The organism is Bifidobacterium sp. M0399, assembly GCF_016100595.1.
In the GTDB taxonomy this organism is placed as follows: domain Bacteria; phylum Actinomycetota; class Actinomycetes; order Actinomycetales; family Bifidobacteriaceae; genus Bombiscardovia; species Bombiscardovia polysaccharolytica.
Genome location: NZ_JACFSD010000001.1, coordinates 760,701 through 779,158 on the forward strand (window position 1 = coordinate 760,701; position 18,458 = coordinate 779,158).

The window sequence follows — 18,458 nt, forward strand, 5'->3', positions numbered from 1 at the left end:
GTCCATCTATGTTATTGGGTGGTCGGTAGGTGAAGCTACCGCATGGACAAGGCATGCTGCCGCAAAGTGGTGGAGACACCCCGCGCAGGTCAACAGTCCCCGTCGGATCAAGGCAGGGACTAATGCAGGGCCAAATACCATGCGAAGCCGAAGCTTGAACGATGACAATGGTCGGCCCATGGCCGACCGCCACGCCGTCTTCGAGGCTGCCGACAGGGATGTTCCGCACCTTGGAGGGAGGCCATCGTGAATACAGTCGCACTGCCGGGAATGCTCCGTTCGCCACTGAACGACGACCGCAGCCAGGCATCGCGCTCCACCCGCATATGGACGGGCCTTGCCGTAGCAATAGGCGCCCTGGTTTTGCTGGGGGCCCTGGCCTATCTGCTGCCGGCACTGGGTGCCCCCATCGGCCCCGCCGGCGTACCCTCGCACGTCTCCACCGACCCGTCAAACCTGCCCTACTACGCGCTGCGCTCCCTCTTCCGTATGTTCACGGCCCTGATCATCTCCCTGGTCTTCGCCTTCCTCTACGGGCTGGCCGCCGCGCGCTCCCGTCGCCTTGGCGCCGTACTCATCCCCCTGCTGGACATCCTGCAGTCGGTGCCCGTCCTGGGCTTCCTGTCGGCCACCATCTCCATCTGGCTGGTCCTCTTCCCCGGTTCCATCATGGGCGTGGAGGCGGCCTCCATTTTCGCCATCTTCACCAGCCAGGCCTGGAACATGGCCTTCTCCTTCTATAACTCACTGACCAGCGAACCCGCCGACCTGGACGAGGCGGTGAGGCTGATGCGCCTGACCCGCTGGCAACGCTTCTGGAAACTGGACGTGCCCAACTCCATGATTCCCCTGCTCTGGAACTGCATGATGAGCATGGGCGGCGGCTGGTTCTTCCTGACTGCCTCCGAGATGATCTCGGTCAACAACAGGACCCTGGCCCTGCCAGGCATCGGCTCCTTTGTGGAGGAGGCCACCGCCGAGCAGGACCTGGGCAAGGTGGGCCTGGCCATCCTGACCATGATCGTGGTGGTTCTGCTGATTGATTTCCTGCTCTGGAAGCCGCTGACCGCCTGGGCTGAGAAGTTCCGCTACACCAGCAGCCAGTCCACCGAGCCCCGGCGCAGCCTGGTGCTGACGGTCATCCGCCTGTCCGGGGTCAAGGACCTGTTGGGCCTGGTGGGCCACCCCTTGGCGGACATGCTGGATCGGATCACCCGCCCCCTGGGCCGCACTGGAGCGCGTTGGAGCCGTGGCGGCGGACGCAGGAGGGCAAGCGATCTGGTTTGGTGGGCCTGCCTGGCTCTGATCGGCCTGTGGGGTCTCTGGCAGCTGGACCGTATGGTCATCCATCCTCTGGGCCTGGGCGAGGTCGGGCACGTCTTCCAGCTAGGTTTGCTGACCTTCCTGCGAGTGCTGATCCTGATGGTGGTCTGCACCATCGTCTGGGTCCCGATAGGTGCTCTGATCGGCATGAATCCGCGCATCTCCCGCTACCTGCAGCCCCTGGTGCAGATCCTGGCCTCCTTCCCGGCCAACTTCATCTTCCCCTTCGTCACCATGGTTTTCATCATCTGGCGAATCGACATCAACTGGGGCAGCATCCTGCTTATGGCCCTGGGCACCCAGTGGTACATCCTCTTCAACGTCATCGCCGGGGCCTCGGCCATCCCCGACGACCTGCTGGAGATGTCGCGCAGTCTGGGACAGAACCGCTGGCAACGATGGAAGACCCTGATCCTACCGGCCCTGTTCGGCTCCTGGTGCACCGGCGGCATCACAGCGGCGGGCGGGGCTTGGAATGCCTCCATCGTCTCCGAGGTGGTCTCCTACGGCAAAACGGAACTGACGGCCCGGGGCCTGGGTGCCTACATAGCCCAGGTGACCGCCACCGGCGACACCCCCCGCATCATCCTTGGTGTGGCCGTCATGAGCATCTTCGTGGTCCTGGCCGACCGGTTCTTCTGGTCTCCCCTGCAATCACTGGCACAACGGCGCTATTCCCTGACATGAGAAGTCTGAAAGGTTCGACAATGACCAAGATCAATTCCAACGGGATCATCACGGCCGAGCACGTGACCAAGACCTACCAGTCTGACAAGGGCGCGGAGCTGACCGTCCTGGACAATATTGACTTCACCCTGCACGAGGGCGAGGTGGTGGCCATCCTGGGCCGCTCAGGCGCCGGCAAGTCCACCCTGCTGCGCATCCTCGCCGGTCTGGTTCCAGCCAGCAAGGGCAGCGTCGAATACCGGGGCAAGCAGCTGGACGGGCCCAACCCCGGCGTGGCCCTAGTCTTCCAGAGCTTCGCCCTGATGCCCTGGCTGACTGTCAAAGACAACGTCGAATTGGGCCTGCAGGCCCGGGGCGTGCCCAAGAAGGAACGCGAGAAACTCTCCCTGGCTGCCATCGATGCCATAGGCCTGGACGGCTTCGAAAGCGCCTACCCCAAAGAGCTCTCCGGCGGCATGCGCCAGCGCGTGGGCATCGCCCGGGCCCTGGTCCTCAAGCCGGATGCCCTCTTCATGGACGAGCCCTTCTCGGCCCTGGACGTGCTGACAGCCGAGAATCTCCGCCAGGAGGTCCTCAAGGTCTGGTCCGAGGAGGCTGGCAGCGTCAAGTCGGTCCTGATCGTCACCCACAACATCGAGGAAGCCGTGGAGATGGCCGACCGGGTCCTGGTCCTGGATTCGCATCCCGGCCGGGTCATCGCCAACGTGCCCATCAATCTGGACAGGCCTAGGGACAAGCAGTCCGACCTCTTCCAGTCCTGCGTGGACTACCTCTACTCAATCCTGACCGGCCAGCGCGACAGCGAGGATATCCGCCGCCGTCTGCAGACCAAGGTGCGCAACCGTCAGGCCGTGCGGGACTCGGTGCGGGGCGAGGAGACCGCCGAGCGCAACCTGCCCGACGCCACCCCCGGCGGCCTGGCAGGCCTGGCCGATGTCATGGTCAACCAGCCCAACGGCATGGACCTGGCCGACCTGGCCGCCAAGCTCTCCTTTGAGGTGGACGACCTCTTCCCCCTGATCGACGCCGGACTTATGCTAGGCATCTTCCAAGCCGACAACGGGCACGTCAGGCTGACCGACCAAGGCCGGGCCTGGCATGATGCCGACATCCTGGAGAGCAAGGAGATGTTCTCACACATGCTGATGGATCATGTTCCGCTGATCCGCATCATCGACCGGGCCCTGAAGAACAGTGACGACAAGAGTCTGCACGGCTCTCTTATCCTGGACCTGCTGCGGGCCCACCACTCGGACAAGGAGGCCGTCCAGCAGTTCGACACCGCCATCACCTGGGGTCGCTACGGCGAGCTCTTCGACTACGATGCCGACGACGACCGGCTGACCCTGGATCCGGAGAACCACACCGAGTGAGCTGTTGCGGCAGCCACGTCAGTTACGGTCCCCTTCCACTCATAGAATGGGCTCCGGGCGATGGAACCCGCCCGGAGCTTGGGCCCCGAACCGCAAACTGCTGATAGTTCCTGCACCACGATTCGACGATCCCGTCCACGGGCCGGGTGCAGGCGCATGCCATTCAGCCCGTCCCTGCGGACGCTGATCCGTCGGGAACCGAGGCCTTCAATGACCAAACCCCTTACCAGACCTGACATGGCCACAGCTGTGGTGGTGATTCTAGGTGGAGCCCTAGGCACCGGATGCCGGTATTCCCTGAGCCTGCTGCCGGGCCAGGCCGGACCGTTGCATGCGGGAACCCTCCTGGCCAACCTGATCGCCTGCGCAGTCTACGCCCTGCTGACCGCCTTCCTGGCCGGGCTGCCCAAAAGCGCACACGCGCGCCAAAGGCAACTGACCAACAGGGGCCTGGGCATGGGCCTGTGCGGAGGGCTGTCGACCATGTCCACCCTCTCGCTGGAACTGGTCCAAGGACTGTCGGGCGGTCAAGTCCGGGCAACCCTTGCCTACCTGCTGATCTCCTTTGCCGGAGGCCTGATGGTCTCCTGGGCCATGGCCGCGCTGGGAGCACGTCTGGCCGCACACATCCAGGCGGGTGTGCGATGACCATTGCATTTACATTGCTGATCTGCCTGTGCGGCGGCCTGGGTGCCGGACTTCGCTACCTGTTGGATACCCTGGTCAAGGCCCGCTGGCAGGTGGACCTGCCCCTCTCGACCATGATCATCAACCTGCTGGCCGGATTGGCTGCAGGACTGGTGACCGCACTGGCCGCCTTCCACGGACTGCCCGCCTGGGGACGGCTGCTGCTGGCCACAGGACTGCTGGGCGGCTTCTCCACCTTCTCGACAGCGGTCAACGAAGTGTTGGCCCTGACCCGGCAGAGACGGCATCTGGCGGCTCTTGGCTATCTGGCAGCCTCAATGCTCCTGCCGCCCCTGCTGACAGCCCTGGGTTTCCTGCTGGCCGGACCGGGCATGTAGCAGATCCAGCCAGCAATCAAGGAGCTGCGGAACCTAGGCGCGAGCCAGTTCCGGACGACCCTGGGCGGAGTCGGCAGCAATCCCCAGACGGTCATCATGCCGACGCCACCAGGCAGACAGTACCGAGCCGGAGATGTTGTGCCAGACGCTGAAGAAGGTGGAGGGGATGGCCACAATCGGGTCGGCAGCGAAGGCCTGCAGGGCCAGGGTCGCGCCCAGTCCGGAATCCTGCATACCCACCTCGAAAGTGATGGCCTTCTGCTGAGCGTAGCGGAACCCCTTGGGGTAGATGCGGTACATGAGCCGGCTGAAGAGGAAGCCCAGCCCATACCCGCATAGGTTGTGGAGCATGACCACCGGCAGGACCAGGGCGGTGGCGGCGGTGAAGAGCTTGGCATGGTTGACGGAGACCACTACGCCGATGATGATCAGGATGGCGATCTGCGAGACCGCCGGCAGGGCCACGGTCACCTTCTGCACCTTCTCCTTGAAGAAGGCGTGGACAGCCAGGCCCAGGGCGATGGGGATGAGCACCACCTCAAGGGCGGTCAGGAAGAGCTGCTTGGTGGGGATGGCCACATACTGGCTGGCCAGCAGGTTCATCAGCATGGGGATCATGAAGGGCGCACACAGTGTGGAAAGCAAGCCTATGGACACGTCCAGGGCAACGTCGCCACGCGACAGGTAAGACATGACGTTGGATGAGGTTCCCGAGGGGCAGCAGCCCACCAAGATGACTCCCACGGCGATCATGCCGTCCAAGCGAAAGATGCGGCAGAGCAGCACGGCCAGCAGGGGCATGATCAGGTAGTGGGCCACGGTGCCAACGATGACCATGAGAGGCATCTTGATGATTCGCTTGAAATCGTCCAAGCTCAGGGTCAGCCCCATGCCGAAGAGAATAATGCTCAGGAAGTAGTTGGTGTAGCTACGGGCCCAAATGCTAATCTGCGGGACAAAGAAGTTAATGGCGGCCCACGCTAGGACCACCAGGATGAACCACTTAGTCAACCAGTCACTGAACCGCTGCACCTTTTGCATGATTCCTGACCACTTCCTCTCGATAATTCTCTCTGTGGTAGGGGCAAAGTTAGGAAACCCAAGGCGTGTGCGCAGGTGAATGGTCACATTTTGGACGTGCTGAAATTCACGTGACCAAAACGGGCGTGCCAGTGGGCACGAACTGCATGATCCATCGAGCGTCGGGCACCGTCAGTCGGATGCAACCGTGGGAGCTGGGTCGGACGCCCAACAGGTCGGCTTCCTCCTTGATGTAGCTGCCGCTGGAATCAGTGGGAACCGAGTGGAAAAGGAAGACCCCGTGGTTCAAAAAACTGGTGTAGTAACGGGCGCCCATCCCCTCACTGGGATTGTAGAAGTGGTCGCCACGTTCGGCTTGGATGCGGAAGCTTCCCCTGGGCGTGGAGTCACCCATGCCCGACGAGGCATACATGGTGTAGAGCAGTTCGGACCCGTCGCGCACATAAACCCGCTGGTCCTGAAGGCTGACCTCCAGGGAGAGGCCAGGATGGGCTGCAGGATCCGGGTAATCGATCTGCTGCGAAGGCTTGAGCCAATCGACAGGTTGGATGGAGGTACCAGCAGGGTCTGTCTTCTGAACCCTTGCGGTTGATGAAGAGGAATTAGGTTTGCTGTGATGATGCACCTTGGGGAATCGTCTCGTAGAAACAGTGGATGCGCCAGAAGCGCTCGCACCCGCGGATCGTTCGGCATGAGCCGCATTCACCGGCTGGAACAGGTTGGCGATCATGACTGCCAGCAACAGCGTCAGCAAGGCGGTTGTAACTACCACAGGCGTGCGGCGGACGGGGTCCAGCAGCCAACGGAGCATGGCAAGCACACGCCGCTTAAGGCGTTTGCAATCCAATCCCCAGTCAGCCATGTCCTTCCCTTCGTCGCCATTGAACGAACCTGTATGCACAGTTCATTTTAGCGACAGAAGAAACCAGGACGGCCTCAGCCTTTCAGCACCTGCCTGGCCCAATCCTCCAGCAGGTCGCAAACCAAGGCGGTCTGCTCAATCTGCACATTGTGGCCGGCCCGGTCCAGCACCGAGTAGGAGGCCCGGGGGAAGCGGCAGGCCAGGTCAAACTGGTCCAAGTAGCCTACACGGTCGTCCTGGCGGCCGCAGACGAAGAGCACCGGGGCTATGAACCTGGACCAAACCTGGTCGAAGTCCAGATCCAACTGGTAGTACTTCTCCATTCGAGCCACCGTATCGGCATCGGCCGAACGAATGCCGGGCATGATGGTGCGTTGGTAGGCTTCCAAGTGCCCCCGGGACTCCACCACTGCCATCTGCCGGTAAGCATGCCTGGTGAACTCGTCCGCGTCGGCCAGGCCCTGGTCGTCATGGACCAGCACCTGACGTGAGGGCAGGCGCCTGTGGGCGGTCACCGGGTCGACCACCGAAGAGAGCAGGGCCATCCCCCGGCAGCGATCCAAACGACCAGCGGCGGCATGACGACTGAGCAGCCCACCCAGGGAGTTGCCCACCAGGGCGAAGGGGCCTCCTCCGCTGAAAATGTCCACCTGGTCATCCAGCCACCGAGCCAAACCGTCCAGGTCGAGGATGGACGGGTCGGGTGGCGTGCGGCCAAAGCCGGGCTGGTCCAGGTAGATCCGCTCAAAGCCGCCCACCCGTTCGAAAACGGGGTCCAAGTCATCGAAAATGTGGTGATCCACACCCGACCCGTGTACAAAAATCAGCGGCAGCCCATGACCCCGGCGAATGGCGAACCCGGGCCTGGTACTCACTTCTTGGCACCGGAGGGGATGCCGGTCTTGAACTCCACGATGTCGCCGTCCTGCATGACATAGTCCTTGCCCTCAAGGCGCATCTTGCCTTCCTCGCGCACCTTGGCGTAGGACCCGTCGGCGGCCACGAAGTCGTCGTAGGAGACCACCTCGGCCTTGATGAAGCCCTTCTCGAAATCGGTGTGGATGACCCCGGCGGCCTGGGGGGCGGTCCAGCCCTTGTGGATCTGCCAGGCGCGCACCTCCTTGACCCCGGCGGTCAGGAAGGTCTGCAGACCAAGGATGTCGAAGCCCACCCGGGCCAGCTGGTCCAGGCCGGACTCCTTGAGCCCGGCATCGGTCAGCATCTCGCGGGCATCCGCCTCATCAAGCTCGGTCAGCTCGGACTCGAACTGAGCGTTAAGGAAGATGGCAGGCGCGGGAGCCACGGAGTCAGCCAGCTGCTTTTTCATATCAACATTCTGCAGTTCGTCGTCATCCACGTTGAAGACGTAGATAAAAGGCTTGGCAGTCATCAGATGCAGGTCGTAGAGCTCATCCTTGTCGATGTCCCCGGCCTGGGCCGCCTGGTCGATGGTCCGCCCCTGGCCCAGAATCTCCTTGGCCTTGCGGACGGTGTCCAGGTAGGCGGGTTTGATCTTGCCCCCGCGCTGGTCCTTCTCCAGCTTGGGCAGGGCCTTGTCGATAGTCTGCATGTCGGCCAGGATCAGCTCGGTATTGATGGTATCGATGTCGTCGGCCGGATCCACCTTGCCGTTGACGTGGACAATGTCGTCGTCATTGAAAGCGCGTACCACCTCGCAGATGGCGTCGGCCTCGCGGATGTTGGCCAGGAATTGGTTGCCCAGCCCCTCCCCCTCGGAGGCCCCCTTGACGATGCCGGCGATGTCCACGAAGGTGACCGTGGCGGGCACGATCTTGTCCGTGTGGACCAGCTTGGCCAGGACGGGCAGCCGGTCGTCGGGCAGGGGCACGATGCCGGTGTTGGGCTCGATGGTGGCGAAGGGGTAGTTCTCCGCCAGAACGTTGTTGCGGGTGAGGGCGTTGAAGAGTGTGGACTTGCCAACGTTGGGCAGCCCGACGATTCCTATGGTTAACGACATATCCACCAGTCTATTGCCCGGACTGCCCCGGCGTGGCTCCCCATAGAGCGGCAGGCTCAGTCACCGCGCTCCACCGCATCAATAGCCTCAATAACCGCTCCACGGAAGCCGTGCTTCTCCAAGGATGCAACACCCTTGATTGTGGTTCCGCCCGGTGAGCAGACCGCGTCCTTCATGGCCCCGGGGTTGGTGCCGGTGGCCAGGTAGAGGGCTCCAGTCCCCTCCACCATTCGCGCCGCCAGCCGGTAGGCCGCCTGCCTGGGCAGCCCATGCTCCACCCCAGCGTCAGCCAGAGCCTCCATATACATGGCCGTGTAGGCGGGCGCACATCCGGCGATGGTCGTCCCCACCGAGACCAGCTCCCGGGGCAAACGCTCGATCATGGCCACCGGGTCAAAGACCTGGGTGAAGAGCTCCCGTTGCTGGTCGGTCAGGGTGTCGTCCTCCTGGGTGACCAGAATCCCCTGCCCCACTGAAATGGGGGTGTTGGGGATAGCGCAAATCAGGTGGGTGCCCTCCTCAAGGATGTCGGCATAATCCTCAATGGTCATGCCGCCCACAACGGACAGGACCATGCGGTCCGGATCAGCCAGCTCATGACGGATGGGTTCGCAGACATGGGTCACCTGCCCCGGCTTGACGGCCAGAATCACAAGGTCGGCAGCCGCGGCCACCTCGGTGCCGGAGTGCATGGGCCGCACACCTAGCTGAGCCGTCCGCTCCACTAGCCGGTCATAGTGGGCTGCGCAAGCCACAATCCGGCCGCCGGGCAGCACACCCGCGTCGACAAGCCCCTGGGCCATGGCTTGGGCCATGTTGCCGTATCCGATGAATCCAAGAGTCAATGAGTCCGTGTTCATGTCCTCAAGTCTAGCCGCGCGCCGGGAAGAGCCCCTCCAGATCGCCGCGCTCCAGGGCCAGCCGGTAGAGGTGGGCGAAGACCCCGTCCCCGTGCAGACCGTCGTGCTCGAACTCGTTGGTCACCCAGGCATGGGAATGGCCCACGCGCGAGAGGGTGTCCAGCTGGAGCTCGGAGGGCACGTAGAGGTCGTCGGCATAGACCGCGGCTTGTAGAGGAACCTGATTGTCGACCAGGCGGTCGGGATCGTACAGGTGGCCCCAGGAGCCCTCCTCCATGAGCAGGCTGACCGCCGGGCCGAAGGGACGTAGGGCCGACTCCTGATCGAACATCCAGGGGAAGATCGCCTCCCCTGTGAACATGAGCGGGCGGGCAGCAGTATCAAATTCGGGTCGGGCATCGCGCACCCGCTGCCCTGCCCAGCGCAGGGGGCCGCAGTCCCCGTCGGCGTAGATGAACTCCTGCAAGGGCCAGTAGAGCGGGCTGACCGAGGTAGCCGCCCGCACCCCCTCCAGGAAGGTCTGCGACAGGGTGGCCCGGGAGCCGTCAGTACCGGAAGCTGGCAGGCTGCCATCGCCATCCAGGAAGGCCGTGTCCAGCAACCAGTGGAGACGCTCGAACCCGCCTTTCTTGCCCAGGTCGGCGCCCAGGGTCTGCAGCCGCTCCACGCTCAGGGTATCGCCGCCGGGCAGGACCACATCACCCTGGGCCAGCCGGTCGGCAATGGCCGCCACACGGTCTTGATCCCTCGGATAGCGCTGGTAGAAGGCCTGGGACCGCTGAGCCATTTTGGTGAAGGTATGAGAGAATAGCTCGTAGGCATCAGTGGGGATATGAGGCACGCCCCCGGCGGTGAAGGCCGCAGCCAGCCCCTGGGGGAAGTTCGACAGGTAGGCCAGGGTCAGATAGCCGCCGAAACTCTGACCCAAGGCCACCCAGGGGCGGCCGGCGAAGACCGTGCGACGCAAGTGCTCGAAGTCCCGAATGATGGAGTCCGCCAGAAAATGTTTCAGATAATCGGCCTGGGCACGGGGCTCTCCTATGGATGCCATAGTGGTTCCGTCGATGGCGCTGGACCGACCTGTACCCCGCTGGTCGGGCAGGACAATACGGAAGTGGTGCAAGGCCTCGGCCATCCACCCGTCGGCAGTGGCGCTCAGCGGCCGTGGAGCCCCATAGCCAGGTCCCCCCTGCAGGTAGACCAGCAGCGGAAGGTCGTCGTGGACATGCTCGGGGGCGCAGACCACGCGGTAGAAGAAGCGGATGACCGCCTGGTCCGAATGATCTTCGGCTCGCCAGACGCCAGGTTCACTGCCCGCCCAGTCCAGAGGAACGGGGATAGACCCCTCACACACGTAGAGTCCCGGCAGATAGTATCCCTGGTTGGTCATACGCTGGCTCCTTTCCTACAGGTCAGTCGGGTTCATTGTCGCCGGGCGGTTGGACCTGGCTTATGTGTTGTTGCTGGGCTGGGTGGTAGGGTGAGACACAGGGGACATCGGGAGGACTGCTGGCTTCCGCCACGGTTCCTGTAATCCAGAACAGGGCCAGCGTTGGCAGGTAGAAGGGCTTTCCGATAGGAAGAACCTTGTATAGGCAAGCGGCGTTTGCTCTACTTGGTGTTTGGTGAAGGGGTTTTGGCTTCATGCGTCTGGTTTCCCGGCTGCGTCGCATCATGGCCATGATGGTCGTCCTGCTGGGCCTGCTGGCAGGCTTGGGTATCGCATCCGCCCAAGACGACGCTCCTGTCCTCTCCGGGGGAGGGGGTCTTCAGACCCCTAGCGTAGCTGAGCAGTCCTCCGCCACTCTCCCCGGCAGCGCAACAGACACTCCCCTTTCCTCACCCTCGCCGATACAAGCCACCACGTCATTAAACCCCTCACCAAGTCCAAACACCCCGTCATCGCCGACGGGCACGCCCGACAGCCCAGCATCAGCTCCCGCCAAGCCATCCCATGCTGATAATCAGGCTTCGCACATGGTGCGTTTCGACCCGGCCAACGGCAGCAAGCCCACACAAACAACCGTGAAAACCGGCACCCTCGCCGCTGCCCCGCAAGAGAATCCTCAGCGTCAAGGCTTCCGGTTCGACGGGTGGACTCATGACGGCCAGCCTTTCGACTTGCAGACCCCCATCCTCCAGGACACGACCCTGAAAGCCCAGTGGTCGAAGACCACGGACTGGACGCTGAGCCCGGACCACGGGCCCGCATCCGGCGCGCGACTGACCATCAGCCCGCCCGACAGGCAGGAACCCTACTACACGAGCTTCCATACCGCAGGCAGCCAGGTTTTCAGCCTGACCGGCGACGGCAGAATCTACGTTTGGGCACAAGACGGCACACAAAAACAAGTTCCTTTCCCCGCCCAGGCTCCAGACAGATTCCACTACCTGCAAGCTGCAGCCGGCAGCCAATGGCAGGCGGCCCTCGGATCCGACAAGCAAATCTACATCTGGGCCAGCCAACAACCCACGCCCACCATCCTCGACACTGACCGGAACATCAGGTTCACAACTATCAGCACAGGAAGCGATAGGCTGCTGGCCGTAGACCAGCAGGGCTGTGTCCACATCTTCCAGGCCGATCAGGCCGACAGTCAGAACATGAAACTTACGGAGCAGTCCACAATCAGCCTGCCAGGGAAAGCACAGGCGATAATCGTCGCCGCCTCCCCTAACCGGACCCTCATCGTGGACGCAGACGGGCAAGCCTGGGCATGGAAGCCAGGCCAAGCAGGAAATATGAGGCCATCACCCATCATGCAGGACCAGGGCGTGCGCATCATCCAGACTGCAGCTCTTAACCAGGGTCTGCTCCTGCTGGACGCTGACGGACAAGCCCTGTATCTGGACGACAGCACAACCAGCGCCAAAGCCGTCAACCTGCCAGAAAGCATGAAAGCCAGCCGGATCAGCGCCAGCAATGACCAAGCCATAATCACAGACAAGGGCGGCCGCCTCTGGTCCTGGAAGCCAGGCGAGGAGCTCGCTCGCGCAGACAACGGGAACCAGCACTACGTGCAGGCTGCCGCAACAGGTGACAGGATCATCGCCTTGGACAGGCAAGGCGACATTTTCACGTGGATCCTGAACAAACAGGGCCAACCAGGCAAGCCAACAAGAATCAACGCCGACACAGCACCCACTCTGCAATCAGCCAGCATGAGCGGCCAGGCATTGGCAATCAGCAAAAAAGACGACACCTGGCAGGTGGATGCTCCAGCCCACAAGCCCGGGCAAGCCATTATCGCTATCACCGGCAGGCAAGATGGACAGCCTTTCACCAAGAATCTCAAGTACACTGTCGACCAGCCACTGTTAAGGGATGTCCAACAGTATTCCACCCATACGGTCACCTTCAATACAGCCGGAGGAAGCCAGGAACTCGAACCCCAGAAAGTCAACTACCCGTACGGGAGGGTGAAGCGCCCCTCACCAGACCCGACGCGCGCTGGCTACCAGTTCTACGGATGGTTCATCGACAAAGTCGCCTACGACTTCAGCAAGCCCGTCACCAAGGACCTCAGACTTACTGCCCATTGGTCGTCAAACAAGTGGGCAATAAGCCCTGATACGGGTAGCCAAATCGGCGGTGAAACGACCACCATTACTCCACCAACCAATACAAATGGTATCAAGTTCAACCAGATCAGCAGCTCAAAGACAGGTTCTTTCTCCCTGGCTGTGGGCAGCGACGGGAACGCATACGCCTGGGGAGACAACACGTATGGTCAGCTTGGCGACGGGACGGCCAAAAACTCCCGGTCTACGCCGGTGATGGTGAAGAAGCCTGATCAAGAGAGGTATCCAGACCTGCCGGCGGATTTCACCTACGTGCAGGTCAGCGCTGGAGGTCGGCATTCGCTGGCCTTGGGCAGTGATGGTTACGTGTACGCCTGGGGAAACAACGGCTTCGGCCAACTCGGCAACAACACCACCAGCAGCAGCAACGATTCGAATCATGTTCCTGTGCGCGTGCGTGACCCCGGCAGCCCGACTGATGAGAGCAAAGGACTAAAGGCCATACAGGTCAGCGCCGGATACTGGCATTCGCTGGCCCTAAGCAGCGACGGATACGTATACGCCTGGGGATACAACTGGTATGGCCAACTCGGCAACAACATCAGCGGCCGTAGTGAGTATTCGTCTTTTCCTGTGCAAGTGCGCGATCCCGACAGTCCCGCTGATGCAAGCAAGGGGCTACAAGCCATACAAATCAGTGCAGGAAACTTGCATTCGCTTGCTTTGGGCAGCAATGGATACGTGTACGCCTGGGGATGGAACAGCTATGGACAGCTTGGCGACAATACCAACGACATCTCTGAGGATTCACATTCGGCTTTCTCTGTGCGCGTACGCGACCCCAGCAACCCCTCCGACGCGAGTAGAGGGTTGAAAGCCACACAAATCAGCGCCGGATACAATCATTCACTGGCCGTGGGCAGCGACGGATACGCATACGCCTGGGGATGGAACATCAAGGGCCAGCTCGGTAACAACACCACCAACGACAGTTACAGTGGGAATCCTTTTCCTGCGCGCGTGCGTGACCCCGCCAGCCCCACTGACACGAGCAAAGGACTGAAAGCCACACAGGTCAGCGCCGGATACTGGCATTCACTGGCCCTAGACAGCGACGGAAACACATACGCCTGGGGGAACAACGGAAACGGTCAGCTCGGCGACGGCACCACAAACAACAAGTTAGCTCCCGTGCAGGTGGCGTTCAACATGCAGCCGGTGATCACCGCAGCCAGGTTCGACACCAGCTCCGGCACGCACCTGATTCCTGTCAGCAACAGCAATAGCGTCACCGTGCTCACACCCCCGCATCAGCCGGGCCTGGTCACGGTCAGCGTGGACTACACGATGGGCGGCGCTGGAAACACGCTGACTGACACCTCCCTCAGATACATGTACACGCATGCAGGCGTGCTCCCCCGGGCGGGCGGTGAGGGCATAGTGCTGGCCCTGGCCACCGGCATAACTGGCATGGGCGGGGTCCTGGCATCCCGCCGCCAAAGGAGAGAAACACGTCGGCTCCTGCGCATTTCACACGAGTAAGAAGGCCGGCAGGTGGGTCAACCCACGACCACCCGCTCAGGGGGGGGGGCACAAAGAGAGGTGTCATACATGGCTCAATTCCCAAGAAGCCGACACTCCTCTTGCGCCCCCCTCACCACACTTCCGCCAGCAGAATACCAACTGGCCCTTCTTTTTTCCGCCCTAGAAAGAGATGAACAAAGCAGGGCAGGACATAGGGTTACAACCTGAGCCAGCTCTGGCCGCTGTCCGTGCTCACGATCCCGGCTTAATTGCTGTCAACAACCGCTTTCGCCAACCGAGTTAATTATCGTCGCCGGGCTGCTGATTTGGCTCGTGTGTTGTTGGTGGGCTGGGTGGTAGGGTGAAGGACAGGGGATGTCGGTAAGACGGCTGGGTCCCGCCATTGGCTCCTGCAATTTGATGTAGGACTGGCGCTGGTAGGTAGAAGGGCTTTCCGACAGGAAGAACCTTGTATAGGCAAGCGGCGTTTGCTCTACTTGGTGTTTGGTGAAGGGGTTTTGGCTTCATGCGTCTGGTTTCCCGGCTGCATCGCATCATGGCGATGATGATCGTCCTGCTGGGCCTGCTGGCAGGCTTGGGTATCGCATCCGCCCAAGACGACGCTCCTGTCCCCTCCGGGGGAGGGGGTCTTCAGACCCCTAGCGTAGCTGAGCAGTCCTCCGCCACTCTTTCCAGCAGCGCAACAGGCACTCCCCTTTCCTCGCCCTCGCCGATACAAGCCGCCACGCCATTAAGCCCCACGCCCAGCACCCCGTCATCGATGACGGGCAATCCGGACAGCGCAGGCTCCGCTCCGGCTGAATCGGCCGGCAAGACGGAAGACCAGGCTTCGTACATGGTGCGTTTCGACCCGGCCGACGGCAGCAAGCCAACACAGTCAACAGTGAAGACCGGGACCCTCGTATCCCCTCCGCAGCAGAACCCGCAGCGTCAAGGCTTCCGGTTCGACGGGTGGATGCTTGACGGCCGGCCCTATGACTTGCAGACCCCGATCCTCCGGGACACGACCCTGAAAGCCCAGTGGTCGAAGACCGCGGACTGGACGCTGAGCCCGGATCACGGGCCCGCCACCGGCGCCCGCCTGGCCATCAGCCCGCCCGACAGACAGGAGCCCTGCTACGTCAGCATCCAAGCAGCAGGAGATCAGATGGTCGGGTTAACCGGCGACGGCCGCATCCACGCCTGGACGCAGGACAGCACGCCCAAGCAGGTTCCCGCCCCTGTTCAGGCTCCCGACGGGTTCCGCTACCTGCAGGCGGCAGCCGGCAGCCATTGGCAGGCCGCCTTGGGATCCGACCAGCGGATCTACACCTGGACCAGCCAGCAGTCGACGCCCACGATCCTCGACACCGGCCAGGACACCAGGTTCACCAGCATCAGCATCAACGACGACCTGCTGCTGGCCATGGACCGGCAAAGCCGCGTCCACGTCTTCCAAGCCAGCCAGTCCGACACCCAGGACCCGGCTGCAAAGCTCGCCGAACAAGCCGCAACCAGCCTGCCCGGACAGGCGCAGGCCGTCACCGCCCTCGCCTCCGGCAGCCAGGCTCTCATCGTGGACGCGGACGGGCAGGCCTGGACATGGGATGTGAGCAACACCGGAAACGCCAAACCCGCACGCATCAAACAGGACCTGGGCACGCGCACCGTCCAGGCCCAAGGCCTCAGCCAAGGGTTCCTCCTCCTGGACACTGACGGACACGCCCGGTACCTGGCCGACAGCACAACCAGTCCCACAGCCGTAAGCCTGCCGGAAAGCATGCAAGCCAGTAGGATCACGGCTGACAGGAGCCAGGCCATCATCGTCGACAAGGACGGCCACATCTGGGCCTGGAAACCCGACGGAACACCCAAGCGCGCGGACGACGGGAGCCAGCCGTACACGCAGGCCGCTAACACCGGCAGCGGGATCACCGCCATCAGCAGACAAGGCTTCATATACCGCTGGAGCCTGGGCGAGCAGGACCAGCCAGGCCAGCCGGCAAGAATCGACACCACACAGGCGCCCATCCTGGAATCAGCCAGCACGGACGGCCAAGCATTGATGATCACCAGGAACAACGACTCATGGCAGACGGACATGCCCGCCCGCCAGCCTGGACCAGCCATCATCACCATCGCCGGCAAACAGGACGGCCAGCCCTTCACCAAAAACCTCAACTACACCGTCGACCAGACCCTGACCAGAAGCGTCGAGCAACAATCCACGCACACGGTCCGTTTCGACACGGGCGGGGGAAGCCCCGAACCAACAGACCAGAATTTCACTACCCCGTACGGCAGGGTGAAGCGGCCCTCCCCCGACCCGACGCTTGAAGGCTACCTGTTCGACGGATGGTTCATCGGGGAAATCGCCTACGACTTCAGCAAGCCCGTCACCCAGAACCTCACCCTCACCGCCAAATGGACATTCAAAGACCCCAACAACACGTGGAAAATCAACCCCGACCAGGGTAGCCAGCTGGGTAAGGAATCCACCACCATCACCCCGCCAGACACCAGCCGAGGCATCAGATTCACCCGGGTCAGCGGTTCAACATACGACAGTATGAATACCTTTGGCTTTTCCTTGGCGGTGGGCAGCGACGGGAACGCCTACGCATGGGGAGACAACAGGTATGGCCAGCTCGGCGACGGGACGAGAACCAGCCGGACTGCGCCGGTCAAAGTGGAGAAACCTACAGACGCGCCCGCGGACTTCACCTACGTGCAGGTCAGCGCAGGAGGTCAGCATTCACTGGCCCTAGGCAGCGACGGATACGTATACGCATGGGGAAGCAACGCCAATGGCCGGCTCGGCGACGGGACGACCACCCGCCGGACTACGCCAGTCAAAGTGGAGAAGCCTACAGACGCGCCCGCGGACTTCACCTACGTGCAAGTCAGCGCCGGATGCCGGCATTCGCTGGCCCTGGGCAGCGACGGCAAGACCTACGCATGGGGATACAACTACCTCGGCCAGCTCGCCGACGGGACGGAAACCGACCAGACTACGCCGGTCAAAGTCGTGCCGCCTGCAGACACGCCCGCGGACTTCACCTACACACAGGTCAACGCCGGAGGCTATCACTCGCTGGCCCTGGGCAGCGACGGCAACGCCTACGCATGGGGAGACAACAGGAATGGCCAGCTCGGCGACGGGACGACCACCCACCGAACTGCGCCGGTCAAAGTGGAGAAGCCTACAGACGCGCCCGCGGACTTCACCTACGTGCAAGTCGGCGCCGGACGATTTTATTCGCTGGCCCTGGGCAGCGACGGAAACGCCTACGCATTGGGAGACAACGAGTATGGCCAGCTCGGCGACGGGACGACCACTAATCAGACTACGCCGGTCAAAGTCAGGTCGCCTGCAGGCACGCCTGCGGACTTCACCTACACACAGATCAGCGGCGGGAACACTCATTCGCTGGCAGTGGGCAGCGACGGAAACGCCTACGCATGGGGATGCAACCAGCAAGGCGCGCTCGGCAACAACACTGCCAGCTGGTTCGGTGACGCGAATCCTGTTCCTATGCGCGTGCGCGACCCCGCCAACCCCACAGACAAGGACCAAGGTCTGAAAGCCACACAGGTCAGCTCCGGATTCAATCATTCGCTGGCAGTGGGCAGCGACGGAAACGCCTACGCATGGGGAAGCAACGACACCGGCCAGCTCGGCGACGACACCACAAACGACAAATCGGCTCCTGTGCCGGTGGCGTTCAACCTACAGCTGGTGATCACCAGCGTCAGATTCGACCAGACCCTCGTATCAGGATTGACGCGCGGCGATGGCAGCAGCGCGACTGTGACGACGCCCGCACACGCGCCGGGCACGGTCACGGTCAGCGTGGACTACACGCTGGGCGGCGCACCCAAAACGCCGGACACCTCCCTCCAATACACGTACCTGCCCGTAGGCGTGCTCCCCAGAGCCGGAGGGGAGGGCATCCTGCTCGCCCTGGCCACCGGCATGACCAGCATGGGCGGGGTCCTGGCATCCCGCCGCCACCGAAGGGAAACGCATAGTCTCTCAGATGCTTCGCACGAGTAAGACAGGCCGGATAGCGTATCACCTCCCTCCCCCGTCCCCGGCCAAGCACTGGGGAGCAGGGAGGGAAAGTGTCACTTAAGGCTCAAACCCCAAGAGAGCCGATACCCCCCCTCCCGCGCCCCCACCACACTTCTGCAGGCAGGAAGCACGAGGGCAGGCATGCACGCCCCCGCCTCCGCTTGGGAGAGGAGGAAACACGGACAGGC

At 62.5% G+C, this 18,458-nt stretch carries 12 protein-coding genes and 2 riboswitches; of the genes, 6 read left to right on the forward strand and 6 right to left on the reverse strand.

Annotated elements, in window-relative coordinates; genetic code table 11:
- Positions 1-14 precede the first annotated feature (14 nt).
- Positions 15-173, forward strand: a riboswitch (M-box (ykoK) riboswitch).
- Between the two features lie 97 nt (positions 174-270).
- The 4 genes from H3V09_RS03095 to H3V09_RS03110 all read left to right on the forward strand — a co-directional run bounded on the left by H3V09_RS03095 (position 271) and on the right by H3V09_RS03110 (position 4,408).
- A complete protein-coding gene (locus H3V09_RS03095) occupies positions 271-2,010 on the forward strand; it encodes an ABC transporter permease (RefSeq protein ID WP_198191128.1) in 1,740 nt (579 codons plus the stop codon).
- A complete protein-coding gene (locus H3V09_RS03100; protein ID WP_198190895.1) occupies positions 2,007-3,383 on the forward strand; it encodes an ABC transporter ATP-binding protein in 1,377 nt (458 codons plus the stop codon). The genes H3V09_RS03095 and H3V09_RS03100 overlap by 4 nt, the downstream gene beginning before the upstream one ends.
- A gap of 47 nt (positions 3,384-3,430) precedes the next feature.
- Positions 3,431-3,503: riboswitch (Fluoride riboswitch) on the forward strand.
- 90 nt (positions 3,504-3,593) lie between these two features.
- Complete coding sequence (locus H3V09_RS03105) at positions 3,594-4,031, forward strand: FluC/FEX family fluoride channel (protein WP_198190896.1); 438 nt, start codon at positions 3,594-3,596, stop codon at positions 4,029-4,031.
- Positions 4,028-4,408, forward strand: a complete 381-nt coding sequence (locus H3V09_RS03110; protein ID WP_198190897.1) for a fluoride efflux transporter FluC — start codon at positions 4,028-4,030, stop codon at positions 4,406-4,408. Before H3V09_RS03105 ends, H3V09_RS03110 begins: the two co-directional genes overlap by 4 nt.
- A 33-nt stretch (positions 4,409-4,441) precedes the next feature.
- Here the strand turns inward: H3V09_RS03110 and H3V09_RS03115 are convergent, their stop codons facing one another.
- From H3V09_RS03115 to H3V09_RS03140, 6 genes are all read right to left on the reverse strand, one after another.
- Positions 4,442-5,449, reverse strand: coding sequence for a bile acid:sodium symporter family protein (locus H3V09_RS03115; RefSeq protein WP_198190898.1), 1,008 nt, complete (start codon positions 5,447-5,449; stop codon positions 4,442-4,444).
- 106 nt (positions 5,450-5,555) lie between these two features.
- Positions 5,556-6,350, reverse strand: a complete 795-nt coding sequence (locus tag H3V09_RS03120; protein WP_198199028.1) for a L,D-transpeptidase — start codon at positions 6,348-6,350, stop codon at positions 5,556-5,558.
- A gap of 35 nt (positions 6,351-6,385) precedes the next feature.
- Entirely contained in the window at positions 6,386-7,186 is an 801-nt protein-coding gene (locus H3V09_RS03125; RefSeq protein WP_198190900.1) for an alpha/beta fold hydrolase, read from the reverse strand.
- The gene (gene ychF, locus H3V09_RS03130) at positions 7,183-8,289 is read right to left on the reverse strand and encodes a redox-regulated ATPase YchF (RefSeq protein WP_110425366.1); all 1,107 of its coding nucleotides are present in this window, start codon (positions 8,287-8,289) and stop codon (positions 7,183-7,185) included. Before ychF ends, H3V09_RS03125 begins: the two co-directional genes overlap by 4 nt.
- A 56-nt stretch (positions 8,290-8,345) precedes the next feature.
- Positions 8,346-9,149: a pyrroline-5-carboxylate reductase gene (proC, locus tag H3V09_RS03135; RefSeq protein WP_198190901.1), complete on the reverse strand. Its 804-nt coding sequence runs from the start codon at positions 9,147-9,149 to the stop codon at positions 8,346-8,348.
- A gap of 10 nt (positions 9,150-9,159) precedes the next feature.
- Positions 9,160-10,539, reverse strand: a complete 1,380-nt coding sequence (locus H3V09_RS03140) for an alpha/beta fold hydrolase (RefSeq protein WP_198190902.1) — start codon at positions 10,537-10,539, stop codon at positions 9,160-9,162.
- 254 nt (positions 10,540-10,793) lie between these two features.
- Between H3V09_RS03140 and H3V09_RS03145 the strand changes: the two genes are divergently transcribed.
- The gene (locus tag H3V09_RS03145) at positions 10,794-14,213 is read left to right on the forward strand and encodes an RCC1 domain-containing protein (RefSeq protein WP_198190903.1); all 3,420 of its coding nucleotides are present in this window, start codon (positions 10,794-10,796) and stop codon (positions 14,211-14,213) included.
- Positions 14,214-14,721: 508 nt separating this feature from the next.
- Positions 14,722-18,252, forward strand: a complete 3,531-nt coding sequence (locus H3V09_RS03150) for an RCC1 domain-containing protein (RefSeq protein ID WP_198190904.1) — start codon at positions 14,722-14,724, stop codon at positions 18,250-18,252.
- The last annotated feature ends 206 nt before the right edge of the window (positions 18,253-18,458 follow it).

Coding starts and splice junctions, on each gene's coding strand:
- H3V09_RS03095 (WP_198191128.1), top strand. CDS start 271: ATGCTCCGTTCGCCACTGAACGACGACCGCAGCCAGGCATCGCGCTCC.
- H3V09_RS03100 (WP_198190895.1), top strand. CDS start 2,007: ATGAGAAGTCTGAAAGGTTCGACAATGACCAAGATCAATTCCAACGGG.
- H3V09_RS03105 (WP_198190896.1), top strand. CDS start 3,594: ATGACCAAACCCCTTACCAGACCTGACATGGCCACAGCTGTGGTGGTG.
- H3V09_RS03110 (WP_198190897.1), top strand. CDS start 4,028: ATGACCATTGCATTTACATTGCTGATCTGCCTGTGCGGCGGCCTGGGT.
- H3V09_RS03115 (WP_198190898.1), bottom strand. CDS start 5,449: ATGCAAAAGGTGCAGCGGTTCAGTGACTGGTTGACTAAGTGGTTCATC.
- ychF (WP_110425366.1), bottom strand. CDS start 8,289: ATGTCGTTAACCATAGGAATCGTCGGGCTGCCCAACGTTGGCAAGTCC.
- proC (WP_198190901.1), bottom strand. CDS start 9,149: ATGAACACGGACTCATTGACTCTTGGATTCATCGGATACGGCAACATG.
- H3V09_RS03140 (WP_198190902.1), bottom strand. CDS start 10,539: ATGACCAACCAGGGATACTATCTGCCGGGACTCTACGTGTGTGAGGGG.
- H3V09_RS03145 (WP_198190903.1), top strand. CDS start 10,794: ATGCGTCTGGTTTCCCGGCTGCGTCGCATCATGGCCATGATGGTCGTC.
- H3V09_RS03150 (WP_198190904.1), top strand. CDS start 14,722: ATGCGTCTGGTTTCCCGGCTGCATCGCATCATGGCGATGATGATCGTC.